Annotated in this window: 16 protein-coding genes; 5 read left to right on the top strand and 11 right to left on the bottom strand. The window is 44.6% G+C overall.

Features of this window, described 5'->3' with window-relative positions; translation table 11 throughout:
* Positions 1-100: 100 nt before the first annotated feature.
* Positions 101-595 carry a cupin domain-containing protein gene (locus tag ACR63N_RS00130; protein WP_472782291.1) on the bottom strand — a complete coding sequence of 165 codons (495 nt, stop codon included), beginning with the start codon at positions 593-595 and terminating at the stop codon, positions 101-103.
* Positions 596-833: 238 nt separating this feature from the next.
* Here ACR63N_RS00130 and guaA point away from each other — a divergent pair, with 238 nt between their 5' ends.
* A complete protein-coding gene (gene guaA / locus ACR63N_RS00135; RefSeq protein ID WP_472782292.1) occupies positions 834-2,441 on the top strand; it encodes a glutamine-hydrolyzing GMP synthase in 1,608 nt (535 codons plus the stop codon).
* Positions 2,442-2,668: 227 nt separating this feature from the next.
* Here guaA and ACR63N_RS00140 read toward each other — a convergent pair whose 3' ends face one another.
* The 10 genes from ACR63N_RS00140 to ACR63N_RS00185 all read right to left on the bottom strand — a co-directional run bounded on the left by ACR63N_RS00140 (position 2,669) and on the right by ACR63N_RS00185 (position 13,540).
* Positions 2,669-3,376 (bottom strand): hypothetical protein, encoded by a 708-nt coding sequence (locus ACR63N_RS00140; RefSeq protein ID WP_472782293.1) that lies wholly within the window; start codon positions 3,374-3,376, stop codon positions 2,669-2,671.
* A gap of 289 nt (positions 3,377-3,665) precedes the next feature.
* Entirely contained in the window at positions 3,666-4,613 is a 948-nt protein-coding gene (locus tag ACR63N_RS00145; protein WP_472782294.1) for a DUF5996 family protein, read from the bottom strand.
* A gap of 135 nt (positions 4,614-4,748) precedes the next feature.
* On the bottom strand, positions 4,749-5,753 hold the full coding sequence (locus tag ACR63N_RS00150) for a YhdH/YhfP family quinone oxidoreductase (protein ID WP_472782295.1): 1,005 nt from the start codon (positions 5,751-5,753) through the stop codon (positions 4,749-4,751).
* 43 nt (positions 5,754-5,796) lie between these two features.
* Positions 5,797-6,777, bottom strand: a complete 981-nt coding sequence (locus tag ACR63N_RS00155) for a zinc-binding dehydrogenase (protein WP_472782296.1) — start codon at positions 6,775-6,777, stop codon at positions 5,797-5,799.
* A gap of 56 nt (positions 6,778-6,833) precedes the next feature.
* Entirely contained in the window at positions 6,834-7,370 is a 537-nt protein-coding gene (locus ACR63N_RS00160; RefSeq protein WP_472782297.1) for a DUF2058 domain-containing protein, read from the bottom strand.
* A gap of 57 nt (positions 7,371-7,427) precedes the next feature.
* Positions 7,428-8,405 carry a zinc-binding dehydrogenase gene (locus ACR63N_RS00165; protein WP_472782298.1) on the bottom strand — a complete coding sequence of 326 codons (978 nt, stop codon included), beginning with the start codon at positions 8,403-8,405 and terminating at the stop codon, positions 7,428-7,430.
* Positions 8,406-8,473: 68 nt separating this feature from the next.
* Positions 8,474-9,451 (bottom strand): zinc-binding dehydrogenase, encoded by a 978-nt coding sequence (locus ACR63N_RS00170; RefSeq protein ID WP_367111151.1) that lies wholly within the window; start codon positions 9,449-9,451, stop codon positions 8,474-8,476.
* Positions 9,452-9,575: 124 nt separating this feature from the next.
* Positions 9,576-10,517 (bottom strand): NADP-dependent oxidoreductase, encoded by a 942-nt coding sequence (locus tag ACR63N_RS00175; RefSeq protein ID WP_367110672.1) that lies wholly within the window; start codon positions 10,515-10,517, stop codon positions 9,576-9,578.
* 168 nt (positions 10,518-10,685) lie between these two features.
* Positions 10,686-11,348 carry a GDYXXLXY domain-containing protein gene (locus tag ACR63N_RS00180; protein ID WP_367104832.1) on the bottom strand — a complete coding sequence of 221 codons (663 nt, stop codon included), beginning with the start codon at positions 11,346-11,348 and terminating at the stop codon, positions 10,686-10,688.
* The gene (locus ACR63N_RS00185; protein WP_472782299.1) at positions 11,345-13,540 is read right to left on the bottom strand and encodes a DUF4401 domain-containing protein; all 2,196 of its coding nucleotides are present in this window, start codon (positions 13,538-13,540) and stop codon (positions 11,345-11,347) included. The genes ACR63N_RS00180 and ACR63N_RS00185 overlap by 4 nt, the downstream gene beginning before the upstream one ends.
* Positions 13,541-13,841: 301 nt before the next feature.
* Here ACR63N_RS00185 and ACR63N_RS00190 point away from each other — a divergent pair, with 301 nt between their 5' ends.
* The 4 genes from ACR63N_RS00190 to oppD all read left to right on the top strand — a co-directional run bounded on the left by ACR63N_RS00190 (position 13,842) and on the right by oppD (position 18,757).
* The gene (locus ACR63N_RS00190; RefSeq protein ID WP_367106670.1) at positions 13,842-15,515 is read left to right on the top strand and encodes an ABC transporter substrate-binding protein; all 1,674 of its coding nucleotides are present in this window, start codon (positions 13,842-13,844) and stop codon (positions 15,513-15,515) included.
* Between the two features lie 166 nt (positions 15,516-15,681).
* Positions 15,682-16,602 carry an oligopeptide ABC transporter permease OppB gene (oppB, locus tag ACR63N_RS00195; protein ID WP_367104835.1) on the top strand — a complete coding sequence of 307 codons (921 nt, stop codon included), beginning with the start codon at positions 15,682-15,684 and terminating at the stop codon, positions 16,600-16,602.
* Positions 16,603-16,665: 63 nt separating this feature from the next.
* Positions 16,666-17,571 (top strand): oligopeptide ABC transporter permease OppC, encoded by a 906-nt coding sequence (oppC, locus tag ACR63N_RS00200; protein ID WP_367104836.1) that lies wholly within the window; start codon positions 16,666-16,668, stop codon positions 17,569-17,571.
* Positions 17,572-17,593: 22 nt separating this feature from the next.
* Positions 17,594-18,757, top strand: coding sequence for an oligopeptide ABC transporter ATP-binding protein OppD (gene oppD, locus ACR63N_RS00205; protein ID WP_367104837.1), 1,164 nt, complete (start codon positions 17,594-17,596; stop codon positions 18,755-18,757).
* Positions 18,758-18,759 lie beyond the last annotated feature (2 nt).

Consider the following 18,759-nt stretch of genomic DNA (forward strand, 5'->3'; position numbering starts at 1 on the left):
TGTAAAGCAGGTGCTAAACGATCTACCAGCATTATAATAAATAAGAGCGCTAAGAATGGTGGTGAAGTGATGATTAGCTAATGTTGAATAAACATCTCATTTATACTTTGCTTAACTCTTCTAGATCTACAAACTCCTTTTTACCATGAATCGTATACATTTTGCGCTCGATATCTGGGTAATTGGTAATATCAATAGGTGGTCTGCTACCGCCCATCAGGTAGACGGCATCGCTATCACTATTGTTACGCATAGAATGCGCCGCGCCGTGTGCCGGAAAACCAACAAAATCTCCTGCACTTAACGAATAACTCTCGTCGCCATAACGTAGCGTCAGCTCGCCTTCTAGCACATAAACAAATTCGTCTGACTCTTCATGATAATGATGCTGCGTAGTTTCATCGCCCGGCTCAACGCGCACCAGATGCAAGCCAAATTTATTGAGGCCGACGATATCACTCAATGAGACGGTATGGCGAATAGCCTTGTCGTTGAACTGATGCACGTGCTTGCTTTCAGGAATGGCGTCGATATCAGCTTTGGTTAAGATATATTGCTTTGGGTTGTCAAATTTGGGCTTAGCTGTCGCAGTCATGGTCTGTCTCCGTCATTGTTATCTTAAAATTGTTATTTCAAATATAACTTTATAGTAGCGAATATTTTTTGATTTTATGTAGTTAATTGACTGAATAAAGTGATTACTAGTTTATGGTCTAATCGCTATCTTTTAGTTAGCGAATCTAGTCGGTGAATTCATGCTATCTAGTCGCCCATGACTGGCATATTCTTGCTAAAATACGTTTATTTTTTAGCTTCCTGCATTGGACGATATTATGACTACCTCTATTACGCCTACTATTAAACAAGACCGCATCCTAATCCTCGATTTTGGCTCGCAGTATAGCCAGCTCATCGCACGCCGTGTGCGCGATTCGGGGGTATTCTGTGAGATGTTCCCCTATGATATCGACAGCGATCGTATCAACGATTTTGGCGCGAAAGGTATCATCTTATCGGGTGGTCCTGAGAGCGTGCATGCTGACGACAGTCCGCGTATTAATGATGCAGTGTTCGATTTGGGCGTACCCGTTTTAGGCATTTGCTACGGGATGCAAGCGATGGCGGATCGTTTTGGCGGTAAGGTACATGCCAGTGACGTACACGAGTTTGGCGCGGCGACGATTAACGTGAATGGGCACTCAGAATTAACTGAGGGTATAGAAGATAGCACTACTGAAAATGAAACCGCCGCCCTTAATGTGTGGATGAGTCACGGCGATAAGGTAGTTGAGGCACCTAAAGGCTTCGAGGTTATCGCCAGCACTCCAAGTTGCCCGATTGCGATTATGGCTGACGATGATAAGCATTATTATGGTCTGCAGTTTCACCCAGAGGTTACGCATACCTTACAAGGTCAGGCGCTGCTCGGCCGCTTCGTGCATCAGATCTGCGACTGCGCCGGCGAGTGGACGCCGGACAATATCGTCGATATGCGCGTGGCACAATTAAAAGAGCAAATCGGTGATAAGCAAGTCTTGCTTGGGCTATCAGGCGGAGTTGATAGCTCGGTGGTCGCAGCGCTACTGCATAAAGCGATTGGCGATCAGCTCACCTGCGTGTTTGTCGATACCGGCCTATTGCGATTGCACGAAGGCGATCAGGTCATGCAAGTGTTCGCGGAAAACATGGGCGTTAAAGTGATTCGCGTTGATGCTGAAGATTTGTTCCTAGATGCTTTAGCTGGCGAGTCAGATCCAGAAGCCAAACGTAAAATCATCGGTAAAACCTTTATCGACGTCTTCGCCGATAGCGCGCGTCAAGTGAGCAAGGAGAGCGATGGTAAGGAGATCGAATTCTTAGCGCAAGGCACGATTTATCCCGATGTCATCGAATCGGCGAAGTCGCATCAAGGCAAAGCCCATGTGATCAAGAGCCACCATAACGTCGGCGGTCTGCCGGATGATTTAGCGTTTAAGCTCATTGAGCCATTACGGGATTTATTCAAAGATGAAGTGCGTAAGCTTGGTATCACTTTGGGCCTGCCAGAGAAAATGATTTATCGTCATCCGTTCCCAGGGCCGGGTTTGGGCGTGCGCATCTTAGGCGAAGTCAAAAAAGAATACGCCGATATCTTGCGCCAAGCTGATGCTATCTTTATGCAAGAGCTTGAGCGCTCAGGCTGGTATGACAAAACCGCACAGGCCTTTGCAGTATTTCAGCCGATCAAATCGGTGGGCGTGGTCGGGGACGGACGCCGCTATGCGTGGGTGATTGCGCTACGTGCGGTTGAAACGGTGGACTTTATGACCGCGCGCTTTGCCCATCTGCCCTACGAGCTGATTGAGACGGTGAGTAATCGTATTATGAATGAGATCAAAGACGTGTCACGCGTGACTTATGACGTGTCGAGCAAGCCGCCAGCTACTATTGAGTGGGAGTAGCCCTTAATAAAAGCTATCAAACCAAAAATCTGATTAGCGTCGTCAACCTCGTTCAGCCTACTTTTTATAGTGCTATCATTCGTTTTCCTCGCTACTCAAATTTTTTGAATTGATATACAACTTATCAATAATCAAATGGTCTCGCTATAGCTCTATAAAACACTCAACTTGGTTGGGTGTTTTTTTAAATAATAAATATTTATCTCTAATGTAAGTAGAGTTGTGTATTAAATTTTTACTCTTACTGGATGCTTTGAACGAATATCTTTAATTAACTGCGCCAACTTGGTATAGGTTTCCGGCTCAGGTGTGCAAGTTATAGCCATTTCTTCTGCAATTTCAGTTTTTTTAGGAACTGAGCTTGTACGCCCTTTTTGCTTCAGAAATTTAACTATTTGTGAATAGAATGGTTTGTTTGAGTCAAATATATTAATAAAATCTTGTTTAATAATTTGAGGGTTAGCTTTTAATAATGTTGTCTCAAAACATGCATCAATAAAAGTACTTGCTTCAAAAGACTCTTCAAATGAACCACCTCTATAACCATTAGAAAATGTAACAACCGGTTGAAAAGGTATTTTGAATAAGTGAATATTATTTGGTAAATTACTTGAATTGGGTACTAAAGATGGATCATCATCATCGTATGTGAAAATTATTGGACGCTCATGACTTAGGGTTAAGTTCATGAGACGGGTCACATTTCTCAAGTTACCTATTCCATTATAATTGGCAATTATGATCCCATATTCTAAGAAGTTGATATCTAACCCTTCCTCAAGTAATATTCGGAAAGCAGTTTCTTCACTTTCGCCTTCAACAAACCAGTAAATACATTGCTCTAGAGCAGACTCTTTACTGGCTTCGTCCCACCATAACTCTTCAGCTATAGCTTCCTGCATTGTATCGTACTCAATGCTTTCTCTATCTGACATATAACCTCACATAAATATGAAATTTTATCGCTAGTCGAATTTGAAAAAAGCAATGATAGCGTCTTACACATGTAGAACACTACCATTGCTTATGGGATATTAAATAGATACTTCATCACCTATTTATATCAGAATTTAACCCCGCACATTCACCACATAACGCCCAACCGTTTGACTCGCCATAAAGCGATCTAAGTACTCAGGCGTTTGCTCAAGGGTAATCTCTTCACAGTACTGCTCAAGATTAGGCAGTTTTATATCGGTCGAGACGCGCTCCCAAATCGCAAACTTAATGAACGTTGCGAGGAGTGTTAGGTTTGCCTAAAGCACATTCCAGCGCCTCCCGATCCCAATCACCGAGATTGGCAGCAGCCTCATAAGTTGATTGTAGAAACGCCATAAGCGTGGCATCTGGATCGTCGCTCGTTCTCACAACATCATAAGGGAGCAAAAACTCTCCAAGGTCTTTATCAAACCTTGCTTCTGCTGGTTCTACTTTTTGATCAGCAAAACCGTCTAGTCCTGGATAGGTGTAGGAATAGAACATTGCCTCATCCACACCGCTCCCACCTGGCCAAAATCCTGCAGAGGATACCTCATGGCTATAAGCCTCTTGCGCAACTTTGTCTGGCAAGTTCGGAATACCTGCCGGGTGCAGAGGTGCAAGACGACCCGAAAACCGAGTGACCGCCAGATCGAACGATCCCCAGAACAGATGCGAGGGTGACACCTTACCGATAAATGCAGAGCGAAACTGAGTAAACACTCGATCAATCTGGATTAGCGCTGTGTGAAAGTTGGCAACAGCATTAGAGTTATAAGGTCGAGTTTTCGTATCTTGAGCAAAAGGAATTGAGTCTTCTAACTCGTTCGGCTGTTCATGAATATCAAAAGTCCCGCCTACAGCTTCGACAATCATTTTAGTTTGCGCATAGAAGTCGGCAACGCTCATGTCTTTGAGAGCAAATTCCTCTGAGCGTCCATCGTCAGATATCGCACGTAGTGTATGATCACAAAAATCAAGTGTCAAAGTGACATAGCGATCACCATCTGGAACAGATCCTGTCGATAAACCTTGCGGCGTGACATACAATGTCGTATGCCATGAATGATTAATCCACGGGGTATGCGATAATCGGTATTTGCCAACGATCTGGCAGCATAGATGCAATAGCGTACAGGTCTCTTTCCAATCTTGATAAGGAATATCAGGCCAACTATCAACTGTCGGTTTCATACAGTGCTCCATTGTTTACTATAGAACGTAACATTAAGCTTAATTTATACCGTAAAATGATCGTTAATTTGCTTTATTCCAAATGAGGATTAAATTTAGCTAATTAATTATTACCTAACTGCTAAACGAAAAACCCTAACCCTTCACATTTACCACATAACGCCCTGTAGCCTTTTTTGCCATAAAACGATCTAGGTACTCAGGCGTTTGCTCAAGGGTAATCTCTTCACAGTACTGCTTAAGATTAGGCAGTTTCATATCGGTCGAGACGCGCTCCCAAATCGCTTTTTTATCTTCCAGTGGAATATAGACCGAATCGATACCAAGCAGTGACACCGCGCGGGTGATAAATGGTATCACGGTCATAGAAAGCTCAGGGGACGCCGCCAAACCACAAGAGGTGACCGCGCCGCCCGCTTTAGTTTGTTTGAGCAAGTTAGCCAAATAGTCGCCGCCGATCGTATCAATAGCGTTAGCCCACAGCTCGCGACCGACGGGTCTCTCGCCGACTTCATTGATGGTATCAGGGTTACGTACTTCATTTGCGCCAAGCTCCTTTAGATGATCGGCTTGCTCGCTTTTGCTTGAGAAGGCGATAACCTCAAAACCCAAATGACTTAAAATTGCGATGCTTATACTACCCACACCGCCCGATGCACCTGTCACTGCTACCGGACCGTCTTCAGGTTTTGCGCCCATTTTTTGTAGCTTTTGCACGCTTAAGGCTGCCGTTAGACCGCCTGTACCGTAGATCATCGCCTCTTTTAAGCTCAAAGCTTCTGGACGAGCTACTGCCCAATCGGCAGGAATAGAGATCATCTGACCCAGACCGCCATCGGTATCCATGCCCAAATCATAGCCAAAGATTACCACTTCTTGGCCTTTTTCAAAGGTACCAGATTTGTCGCTGACTACGACGCCTGCAGCATCAATACCTGGAGTATGTGGGTAATTTTTGGTAATTCTTTTATTACCTGATGCCGACATTGCGTCTTTGTAGTTCAGCGATGAGTAGTGTACTTCGATAAGCAGATCGTTATCAGGTAAATCGCTAACGCTGCGCTCCTGAATACTTTTCTTAAACTCGCCGTCGCTAGTTTCTTCGACCACTAGTGCTTTAAACGTTTTATCATTAGACATTATATTATTCCCTTTTAATTAAATTTATTTTTATGCAAACCTCTTAAGGCTTAATTAATATCTTGCCTTTTTTGTCTGACTGCACGTCATCAGAGACCGCTTTTTGAATATCGTCTAAGTCGTAAACGCCACCAGTAGGAAGATTTAACTTGCCATTAGCTGCGCTCTCAATTAATTCTTGGGTCAAACGCTGCATCTTATCCTTACTCATATCTTGCATCATGTCGCCTGCCCAAAAGCCTTTTACCTGAGATAGATTAAAGATCAGATCGCTAGGATTGAGCGTGAGCGGCTTACCAGACATACTGCCAAGCGCTGCCATTACCCCGTGTTTGCCTAGTAGTGATACTAAATCGCCACCCGAGCGTCCGCCAACAGCATCAACTGCGCCGCTGATCTTGCTGTCACCAACGATTTTTTTGACTTGGTCTTTCCAGTCATCATTATCAGTGATGACGTTGTTTCCAGTGATACCAAGATCGATAAGCTCCTGCTCCGACTCTTTACTGCGCACCAAGTTAATAGTATTAATATTACGCTCAGCGGCAAGCATCGCCATCGATTCCCCGACCGCACCGTTAGCTGCGTTTTGGATGATCCATTGACCCGGCTTAATGTTTAAAAACTCAATAAGCAGTAAAGCACTCATCGGCATAGCAATTAACTGAGCGGCAATTTCATCGTCGATAGCGTCCGGTATTGGAATCAGGCTTTGCGCAGGGGCGATAAAATACTCAGCCCATGTGCCTTGTACGCCTGAGACCACGACGCGTTGACCTTTTTCAAAGCCTTTAACGTCACTACCTAAAGCGTCGATCGTGCCTACAGCTTCAGAGCCGCCAGTAGCGGGCAAATCAGGCTTGTTGCCATATTCGCCTTTGATAGTTACTAGGTCATGGTTGTGAATAGAAGATAGAATTGTTTTTATCCGCACTTCATTATCTTTGGGTTCTGGGGTAGGGGTGTCGCTCACGCTGAGGACTTCTGATGGCTTGCCGAATTTATTATAATTTGCAGTACGCATAGGAGTTTCCTTTGTTTATTTTTTAGGTGGATAAAAGGAGCTAAACTAAAACCAAACTACCACATCAAGTCATCAGGGATCACATAAGCGGCGTAAGGGTCGTCCTCTGCCAGCTCCGACTCTGATTTGTCGTTGGATTCAACGATAAAGCCTTCTTGCTTTTCATTGATGCGATCTGCCAAAGGATAAGGTAGTAGGGCATAACCGTCTTCTAGACGTGCAATAACCACGTGACCGGCGACGATTTGATCATAAAGCTTTTGGGTGATGTAGATTTTTTTAATCTTGCTATCATCGACAAACTGATAAGTAACGTCGCCTTTGGTATCGGTAATCTGATGCTGCTTAATCATTTGAATGATATTGGCTTTTAGGGTTTTTTCTTCTAGCTGCCGCTGTTTTTCTTGATTAAGCTGTTGGTCTTTTTCTACTCTAGCCGCTTGCGCTTTTGCTACCGCTTCTTTGGCCGCTAGCGCTTCTGTATCATCGCCAACCCGCTTAGCGTGCTTGGCTTGCTTGTTTATCTTCTTGGCTTTTTTATCGTCAACCAATCCAGCTTTTAGCAGCTGTGCTTGTAGGGCGTTTTTAGCCATAATAAATCACCTATGTTGATAATAGCCTAATTAATAATAACCTATATTGACAGTAAACTAAGGCTTTAGTAATACCTTGCCATTCTTACCAGCTTGCAACTTTCCAGAGACCGCTTGGGTAATATCCGCTAAGTCAAAAACCCCTTCGACAGGAAGTTTTAATTGACCATTAACGGCTCTATCAATCAGCTCATTAATCAGACGCTTTTTGTGCTCGACGCTCATCTCTTGGCTAAGCTTGCTGCCCCAAAAGCCTTTCATCAGCGCCTGTTTGAAAATCATATCGGTAGGGTTGATGACCATAGGTTTACCCGACATCAAACCAAAAGAGGCCAAAGTACCATAGTGGCCTAGCAAGGATAACAGCTCGCCGCTGTTCTCACCGCCAACCGAATCCACGGCGGCACTGATCTTTTCATCGCCAACGATATGACGAACTTGCTCTTTCCAGTCGTCATCCGAGGTACTGACATTGTTTTTGATGCCTAAGTCTGCAAGCTCTTTTAGAGCGTCCTGACTACGTACGACGTTAATGGTTTTAATACCGCGCGCTGCTGCTAGCATGGCAAGGGATTTACCGACGGCGCCATTAGCGGCATTATGAATGACCCACTGACCCGGTTGTAATTCTAAAAACTCAATCATCATCAGCGCGCTTAGCGGCATAGCAATGAGCTGCGCGGCCATCTCGTCGTCTAAGCTCTCAGGAATAGCAAATACCATATCTTTTGGGGCGACGAAATATTCTGCCCACGTCGCCTGCACGCTAGCAGCGGCGACGCGTTGTCCGACTTCTAAATCTTTGACCTCATCGCCTATAGCGTCAATAATGCCAACCGCCTCAGAGCCGGCTATCGCAGGCATTTTGGGTTTAAAGCCATATTGACCACGAATAGTAAGCAAATCATGGTTATGAATGGAGGCGAGGGTGGTTTTGACTCGCACTTCGTTAGCTTTGGGTTCTGGAACAGGGTTATCACCAAGGCTCAATACTTCAGTAGGTTTGCCAAAATGATCATAAGTGGCGCTACGCATAAGGTATTCCTTTATTAGTTATTTTTTAATAATTTAAATTGGTTTAGTTTGAAAAATTTAATAGTCCATCAAAGCTTTAATAGAACCTTGCCGTTTTTACCGGATTGCACTTCTTTGGAGACCGCTTTGGTCACCTCTGACAAGTCATAAATGCCCTCAACTGGCAGTTGTAGTTTACCACTCGTAGCGCGTGAGGTAAGCTCATTGATCAAGCGCTGTTTGCGATCGACGTCCATACTAGTGCTGGTCTTTGTGCCCCAAAAACCTTTGGCAGCGGCTTCTTTAAAGATCAGCTGGCCTGAGTTGAGCGCCATAGGCTTTCCTGATAGCGCACTAAACGCGACTATAGTGCCGCCCGTGCCTAACAGGGATAACAGCTCGCCACTAGCCTCGCCGCCGATAGAGTCGATCGCGCCTTTAATGGGCTGATTGCCAACGATATCTTTAATTTGATCTTGCCAGTCGTCATCGTCAGTCGATACGGTATTTTTGATTCCTAGCCTTTCCATCTCAGCCTTGGCGTCCTTACGGCGTACGATACTAATGGTATTGATACCGCGCTCGGCGGCGAGGATGGCCAGGTTTTTACCCACCGCGCCATTGGCAGCGTTGTGCATGACCCATTCACCGTACCTAAGATCCAAAAACTCCAGGAGCATCAGAGAGCTTAGCGGCATAGCAATAAGCTGGGCCGCCACCTCGTCATCTAAGCTATCAGGAATAGGGAAGACCAAATGCTTGGGCGCGATAAAATAATCCGCCCACGTATTGTGCACATTGGCGACCGAGACGCGATCGCCAACTTTTAACTTTTTAACCTTTTTACCTACGGCATCGATAATACCGACCGCCTCAGAGCCGCCGATCGCAGGCAAGCTAGGCTTGTAACCGTAGGTGCCGCGTACGGTTGACAAATCGTGATTGTGAATGGGCGCTAAAATGGTCTTGATTCGCACCTCATTGATACTAGGCTCTGGAATAGGACTATCGCCTAGGCTTAATACATTGGAGGGTTCACCAAAGTGATGATAAAGGGCGCTGCGCATAATTTTTTCCTTTATTATGTTGTTTTTAGAAAAGTTGTTTTTTAGAAAAATAGCTAACCAAAACAACCTTATCAATTTCTCTTAATGGCTGGCAGTAGCAGTTTGGTTATCTTTATAGGTACACTTATACTTTAACGATAGTTTTACCCACCGTGCGATTGGATTCCACTTGACGATGTGCGTCCGCTAATTCTGTAAAGGGGAAAGTCTTGGATACATGCGTTTTTAGCGTGCCTTCCTCGAGCATTTTCTTTAAAGTATGCATATCATCGCCATTCGAGGTTACATTGAAAAACGAGACATCGATATTATGCTGCTGGGCGTACTCTTTAGCTTTGTCTGAGAATTCAGGGGTAGGCAAAGAGATGATAGATTTGCCATCTTTAGTCACTCGCAAGGATTTCTCCAGTACCTCACCGCCGATAGCATCCAAGACAAAGTCAAGATCGGAGACGATCTCCTCAAAGTCTTGGGTTTTATAATCGATATGCTCATCCGCGCCTAGTGATAACACAAAATCTCTATTGTCAGCTGAGGAGGTGGAGATAACATACGCACCAATGTCTTTGGCAATCTGCACGGCAAAATGGCCAACGCCGCCGGAGCCTGCATGTATCAGCACTTTATCGCCAGGCTTTATTCTAGGCTCCAGTACTTGCAAAGCGGTCAAAGCGGCAAGCGTCGTCGCGCCCGCTTCTTCAAAAGAGATATTATCGGGAATCTTGGCAAGCTGCTCTGCTGGCGCCGTCAGATATTCGGCGTAAGCATTGCCGTGACCGGGAAAGTTGATCAGTCCAAATACTTTGTCGCCTTCTTTAAAATCAGTGACCTCTTGACCTACTGCGGTGACTACGCCGGCGATATCCCAGCCTAAAATCAGCGGTCTATCAGTACCGTAGACTTGGTCAAGTAGTTTGGGCATCTCGCGTATTTTGACATCGACAGGGTTGATACTGATGGCTTTGGTCTCGATGAGGACCTCATCGGCTTTGGGCGTAGGGGTATCAATCTCGCTCAAGATAAGATTATCAACGCCACCAGCTTCGTGGAGTAGATAGGCTTGCATAAGAATCTCCTTTATTTTTTTATTTATAAAACAATTCAGGATTACCTTAGCAAGTTGTTCTTATTACTAACAAGGCAACTTTGGTTAAGTCATGTTATGAGTTGCTTTAGTTGGGGGCGGTATAGAATTATACAGTCACTAATCTTTACTTTTACCAAACAGCTGCTCTCACATACCACTACCTAGGCGACCCCTATTCTCTAAGTTGTCTAATCTTTTTGCATCGTCAATACTTACGCCTTTAATAATATTAAACTCACCATCCACCATATTCGTTAATAATGGCTCCCCTTTATCATTAACCCGAAACCGTCCATATTCTGCCGCTTCAAAAGCCTCGGCAAGACCTTCTTGGAAGAAGAAAGCATTGGTTGCAAGCATCATCGTATTATTGCGAATGCGATAATAGATCACCATCTCGTTAGCTGCTAAATTAATAGTAGCCAAACTATCGAGCTTAGGGTCAGCTAAACGCACGAATTGTCCAACATTGTTTTTATCTCGCGCCACTATGATATAGCCCTCTGCATTGTTAGGGCGGCGACCACGATCTTGGTTTAAAGCGGCAAATACCTCATCTTCTAGCGCATAGCGTAGTGCCATATAATCGCCTTGCATAAAACCGCGCGGATCAACGGGCGCCAGCTCTAAAAGTATTGTCTCGCCAGTAGCAAGATGGGATTCATATGTTGCGACATTAATAGTCATGGTAACTATAATTAATGCCAAACCCAATAGTGCAACACTGATAGTAAACGCCCGTTTTTGCCACCAAGGGACAGCTGTAGACAAAGGAGCTTTTGTTAATAATTTATCCTTTATAGTGCTCATAGTAGCCGCTCCTGATGACTAGTAGCGGCAGGGTTGTTGCTTAAACTATCAGCAAAATAGCGTTTAATGAGTAACCAACGTATTAAAAGTAAGCTTGTGCCAATAATAAGCATAGAGGCCGATTTTATTAATAATGACGTATCAAGCTGGTAGTAATACCAAAACACATAGCTGACGAAGGCAAAAACACCAAAACCTAAGAGCACGCGCTGACTATTGGCAGTGGCGATAATAATGATAAGGCTAATTGCCAAAAACCCAGCTGCATATAAAAATATGACGCCTAATATAACGACGGCACAAATGACAATGAAGCTGGTCTTTGAGAATAAGGGGACGTTATAGCGCTGTAAAATCAGATAGGTAGCGTAAAGGCTAGTCAGTACCAGTAGTGCTTGCGAAAACAGGTAATTATAAATAAACACATAGCTGACAAAGTCGCGACTAGATTCAGCTTTGACCACATACACTGAGAAGATAGCGAGCAAACCTGCACTGGCATAAGTGAGCGCTTGACCAAGATCTAGAGCCGATGAGCGCCAACTAGCAGGCAAGCGCTGGATTATCCCATAGCGCTGCACATTTGCTAGCGTCATTATTAGGACCAAAAACCCCAAAATAATCTCAGGAATTTGATAATAACTAAACAAATAAACAGCGCAGCCCAAGGCTATAATAGTACTTACTAAGCGATATACTATGTTTGGCATGATAACAGTCATCAGTACTTGGAAAAGTAACCACAGCCAAGTGTCCAAAGGAGTATTCATCTCGCTACTAAACAGAGCGAACGCTGCATACAATTGTCCCGCCGCACTTATAGTAAATGCTAGCGTGTTCCAAAAAGAGCTTTGGTGTATATGCTTTTTGCTAAACATAAACCAGCCAGCAGCGCTTAATATGGCACTAGTGATAAATAGGGCTACCGAGCTATCAAGAGTGCCCGTTTGTTCTAATATCAAGGTCAAAAAGCCCACAAAAAGCAAACTGGCCAGCATACCACTAAACCCAAAAAACAGCTGCAAATACCAAGGCGTATCAATGCTGGGTGTAACTCTATCAAAATTTGCATCGGTATCTATCAAGCCGGTCTGTTGGAGGGCTATGAGCGTCTGCTGCTGGGTATTATTGATGCGCGCAGCGGGAGCGCCTTGTTCCATCGTATGATTTTGGTCATCCACGCGCTCAAGGTTTGCCGCTTTTCGTAGCCAAACCACAGCCGCTGAGCTCATGACAATGAGCGACAACGCTAATAGTAACAAGCCGCTCGCCTCCCAAGCATAGGCTAGTAACCGCTGACTCATCCAAAACATAATCACAGTGATAACAGAGAAGCAAAGATAGGTCAGCATCAACACATCGACTTGCCGTCGATAAAAACGCCAGTATATAAATACGCACCAGCCTATCCAGAGTAATAAGGAGAGGAGCATAGCTAGAGCATTACTATCGTCAAACACTGTGACGATGGCAAGATGAGTAGCAAAATAAGTACTAAGCAAACCGACGATATAAGTGCTCCAGTGCCAACTAGAATTGCTTGGTTTGTCTATCGTGCCAATCGAAAATTGTTTTTTCTCAGTACTAATTAGCCATAAAATAAACGCTATAAAATTGATTGTCGCCAGGATTGCGACTCGAAGAACGTCTTGATAAGCGCTGACAAATGACAGGTCTGCGAGAGTTAAGTACAGTATTAAAAAGGCATTAATTAGTCCGAGCCACAATAGCCATAGCGCTGGGAAGCGAGCGATAACGACCCAGGGTATGATTAATAATGCCCAGCCAAAAAACAGCTGCCACGTATCTGCGCCAGTTTGATAGACCTGCCCAAATAACGCCAGTAAACTGCCAGTAATCATACTAGCAATTAGCAATAATAATTGGCGAATCAAGGTAAAGCGTCGCCGAAAAGACAATGCTACATAGAGCGCGATGGTAATAACCAGCGCGCTCTCGACTAAGGCAAACTTACTCATCTTGCCTATATATAGCCAGTTATAAGCGATAAAAAAAATTAGCGATGATACTAGCGCCGTGGTACCAACAAGCAGCGAAGCTTTGTCAAAAAAGTCTAGCCAAGTGTGCCTGTTAGGATAGACTTCTAGTTGAGTAAATGCTGCATCTGCATGTTTTATAGGAACTATGCTTTGATCGATAAGCTGCTCGATAGTATGCCGCGCTTGGCTCATAATATTTTTATCTAACAAGTGTTTATAGATTATCTTAACTAATTTTCTGAGGTAGGAGTACACTTATTAAATCAGAAATTCATTAGTACATCTAATTTTACAAAAATTAATATAGTGGTAGGATGAGCTTATGTGAATTTACAGTATAGTATTACTATAAGTTTTTATTGGGTACTCAATTACTATTTTTTATCCGATGTTTTCCGCGTACTACGCTCACAGCATCGACATATGGATATTTAACTTAAATGGATTTACTAAGATTTAGTTAATCTGCCAACATTACTAGTCAGGATATGATATGACACGTCACTCTGCCGCCTTTCGTACCGCTTTATTTCTACCTACTACCCTTGCTCTTGCTATATTTATGACGGGCTGTAGTGATAACACCACTAGCAACAGTAATGCCAGCGCCGCTGCTGATATTGATCCTAACGTACTTGCCGACACTCAAGAGCTGGTCATCAATAATGGTGCTGAACCTGAATCGCTTGATCCGCATAAAGTATCGGGCGTACCTGAATCTAATATTGATCGCCAGATGTTTGAAGGGTTGACCAGTACCGATGCTGATGGCAAGACCATTCCGGGAATGGCAACAGAGTGGGAAAGCGAGGACAATAAAGTTTGGACGTTTAAACTGCGCGATGCCAATTGGTCAAATGGCGATCCGGTTACGGCGCAGGATTTTGTCTATAGTATGCGCCGCTTAGTTGATCCCAATACCGCATCCCCCTATTCAAGCTATTTGGTCGATGCCAAAGTAGCTGGCGCTGATCAAATCGTTGAGGGTGCAGCTGGTATAGAGACCCTTGGCGTAGAGGCTATTGATGATAAGACGTTGCAAGTGACTCTAACAGATGCGGTTCCTTATTTTCCAGATATGATGATTCATACCTCAGTCAAACCGGTGCACCAAGGGACGGTTGAGGAGTTTGGTGACAAGTGGACCGATCCTGCCAATATTGTGGTCAATGGCCCTTATAAAGTCAGTAAATGGCAGATCAACGACGAACTGGTACTATCGCGCAACCCTGAGTATTACGATAATGCCAACACCACGCTTGAGACGATTACCATCCTACCGATCCCCTCTAGCGTTACCGATGTAGCGCGTTATCAGGCTGGCGAGGTTGACGTCACCGCAAACGAGATTCCAACCGAGCAGTTTGGCTCCCTGCAAGCAGATCATGGCGAGGAGCTAAGAGTCTCACCTCTACTTTGTACTTATTATTATGAGTTTAATACCGTTAAGCCGCCTTTTGATGATCCTAAAGTGCGCCGGGCTTTAGCTTTGGCATTAGATCGCGATACCATCGTGGACAAAGTGATGAGCCAAGGACAAACTGCTGCTTATCAGTTAACGCCGCCGGCTACTAATGGTGACGTCGAAAACACGCCGGAGTGGTCAACTTGGAGTCAGGAGGAGCGCATCGCCGAGGCCAAAAAACTGCTAAACGAAGCGGGCTACGATGAGAATAATCCACTAAGCTTTGAGCTGCTATATAACACCAATGATAATCATAAAAAGGTCGCCATTGCTGCCACTTCATTATGGGAGCAAGCGCTTGGTTTTGTCGATGTGACTTTGACCAATAAAGAGTGGAAAACCTACCTTGATACGCGCCGCAATGGCAACTATCAATTGGCTCGCGCCGGCTGGTGCGGTGATTACAATGAACCATCAAGCTTCTTAAGTATTGTTAAATCTGGCAACAGCAATAACCATGGCAAATATTCAAGCGCTAACTTTGATAATCTCATAGCGCAAACGATAAAACCGGGCGTGACCGATGCGCAGCGTAGCGACTTATACCAACAAGCCGAGGTTCAGCTTGATAATGACATGCCCTTAATAAATATCTATCACTATGTCAGTCCGCGTCTGGTCAAGCCTTACGTTATAGGATTCTCAGAAAACGATCCTTTGGACAACTGGCAGGGCAAAGACATCTCTATTGCTAAGCACTAGCTGGTAAATAGTCTTATAAATAGGCACTATGAAAAGGATTATTCTCATTCATAGCGCCTATTTCTTTTAAACTGTGTTTTGAGTTAAAAACTTACCAGCATGGATTTTAAAACAGATATTTTATAAACCAGTATCGTTATCATAGATGTTTTTATAAAGAGGCATTATGCTAAAGCTCATCTTCCGGCGCATCTTAGAAGCCATTCCGACTATGTTTGTATTGATTACCGTGTCTTTTTTTATGATGCGTTTAGCTCCCGGTAGCCCTTTTAGCGGCGAGCGTAGCTTATCACCAGCAGTAATGGCGAACATCGAAGCCAAATATAACCTCAACGATCCGATGTGGCTACAATATATCAACTACCTAAAACAGTTGGCAATTGGCGATTTTGGCCCGTCATTTAAATATAAAGACTATACGGTTAATGAGCTGTTGTCGCAGTCACTACCGGTCTCAATAGAGCTTGGTTTTTACGCTTTTGTATTGGCATTAGTACTGGGTCTAATCTTTGGTATCATTGCCGCGCTTAAACAAAACTCATGGCTTGATTATGTGCTCATGGCTTTTGCCATGACCGGAGTCGTGATTCCAAGCTTTGTCAAAGCGCCGCTATTGGTTCTTATTTTCGCCATCTTTTTGCAGTGGCTGCCAGCAGGCGGCTGGAATGATGGTGCCCTGCAAAACCTGATCTTGCCTGTCACCGCTTTGGCACTAGCTTATGTAGCCAGTATTGCCCGGATCATGCGCGGTTCGATGATTGAGGTGATGAACAGTCAGTATATTCGTACGGCTAGATCCAAAGGTCTGCCTATGCGTCAAATCGTTATGAAACATGCGTTAAGACCTGCATTATTACCGGTTATTTCTTATTTGGGCCCTGCTTTCGTCGGTATTATCACCGGCTCTATTGTTATTGAAACCATCTTTGGTTTGCCTGGTATTGGGCAGCTATTCGTCAATGGCGCGCTGAACCGTGATTATGGCGTGGTGCTAAGTCTGACGATTTTGGTCGGCGTATTGACCATTGCTTTTAACGCTATTGTCGATATTTTATATGCGGTTATTGACCCCAAAATTCAGTATTAATATTGCTAAAACGCATGATTAATTAAAGTATATTTTGCATTGTAGATGATTAAAAGGACGACTATGAGCCTCATCGTAGACCAACCAACCGAGATGCTAGATTTGCCCGCCAAAGAGATCAAAGGTCGTAGCCTCTGGCAAGATGCGTGGCGACGTTTTTATCAAAACAAGGCAGCGGTAACCAGCTTTTTTATCCTATTGCTAGTGGGTGCTTTTGTGATATTTGTGCCGATGCTAGCGCCTTTTGGCTATGCTGAAACCGATTGGAGCTTTATGCAAGCCGCGCCCTCCATTGAAAATAAGCACTATTTTGGTACTGATTCCCTTGGTCGCGATTTACTGGTGCGCACAGCAGTGGGCGGACGCATATCACTACTAGTGGGCATAGCTGGCGCGACCGTGGCGGTACTAGTAGGTACAGTGTACGGTGCAACGTCAGGCTATCTTGGCGGCAGAGTCGATATGATTATGATGCGCTTTTTGGAGATCCTAAGCGCTTTTCCGTTTATGTTCTTTGTGATTTTACTGGTGACCATATTTGGTCGTAATCTAATTTTGATCTTTGTTGCTATTGGTCTAGTTTCTTGGTTAGATGTCGCTCGTATTGTCCGCGGGCAAACGCTGAGCCTGAAGAGTAAAGAGTTTATCGAAGCGGCGCATGTCGGCGGAGTGTCAGGATTTAATATCATCATGCGTCATATCGTGCCAAATGTACTTGGCGTGGTGGTGGTTTACGCTTCCTTGTTGGTGCCGACAATGATTTTATTTGAGTCGTTTTTAAGCTTTTTAGGACTAGGCGTGCAAGAGCCGATGACCAGTTGGGGCGCATTATTACAAGAAGGCTCGCAAACCATGCAGGTCGCGCCTTGGCAGATTTTGATACCCTCCGCCTTTTTGGTCATTACTTTATTTTGTTTTAACTTTATTGGCGATGGTCTGCGTGATGCGTTTGACCCTAAAGACCGCTAGGCCAAAACGCTAGGAGAACATCATGGCACAAGACATTGCTAACAAAGCTGAGAAAGAAGCTAAAAATAAAGCTAGAAACGCAGTAGATGCTGAGGCGCTCAAAAACAGTCCGCCAGAGAAAATAGATTCTACTGTCCATGAGAATAACGCTGATTCGCCGCTTGATCACCAGTCTAGGCAAGAGAACAGTCTATTAGCGGTCAAAGATTTATCGGTAAAGTTCACTACCGAAGATGGTCTGGTCACTGCGGTTAACGGTTTGAATTTTAACCTACATGATGGTGAGACTCTGGGTATCGTTGGCGAGTCCGGCTCTGGCAAGTCGCAAACCGCCTTTGCTATCATGGGACTACTGGCCAAAAATGGCCGCACCGAAGGTTCGGTACGCTTTGAAGGTAAAGAGCTGCTAGGATTATCGCAAAAAGCATTGAACAAAATTCGCGCTGAACAGATTGCCATGATCTTTCAAGATCCGATGACCTCACTCAATCCTTATATGAAAATAGGCGATCAGCTCGCCGAGGTGCTCATCCTCCATAAAGGCATGAGTAAAAAAGAAGCTTGGAATGAATCGGTAAAAATGCTCGATGCGGTAAAGATTCCCGAAGCCAAAAAGCGTATCGGTATGTATCCGCATGAGTTCTCAGGCGGTATGCGCCAGCGGGTAATGATCGCGATGGCGCTACTCTGTCGTCCCAAGCTGTTGATCGCTGATGAGCCAACGACTGCGCTTGATGTCACCGTACAAGCGCAGATTATGGTGCTACTCAACGAGCTCAAGCGCGACTTTGGTACTACGATCGTGATGATTACCCATGATTTAGGGGTGGTTGCTGGTATCTGTGATCGGGTGCTAGTCATGTACGCAGGTCGCACTATGGCATACGGGGAGACTGAAGAGATTTTTTATACGCCCACCCATCCTTATACTATCGGTTTGCTCAAAGCGATTCCACGTTTGGATGATGAAGGCGGTAAGCTGGCTACTATTCCAGGTAGTCCGCCCAATCTGCTCAATCTGCCTACCGGATGCCCGTTTCATGAGCGCTGTCCGCATGCTATGGAGATCTGCCGCGATGTGCCGCCGCCGCTTGAGTTTTTACCCAACGAGCGTCAGCGTGCTTGCCATTGGCAGCCTGAGATGCAAGTAGACGCGCCAGCAAATTTATCAAAAATGGAGAGCTAGGG

This window comes from Psychrobacter sp. M4 (assembly GCF_055699795.1).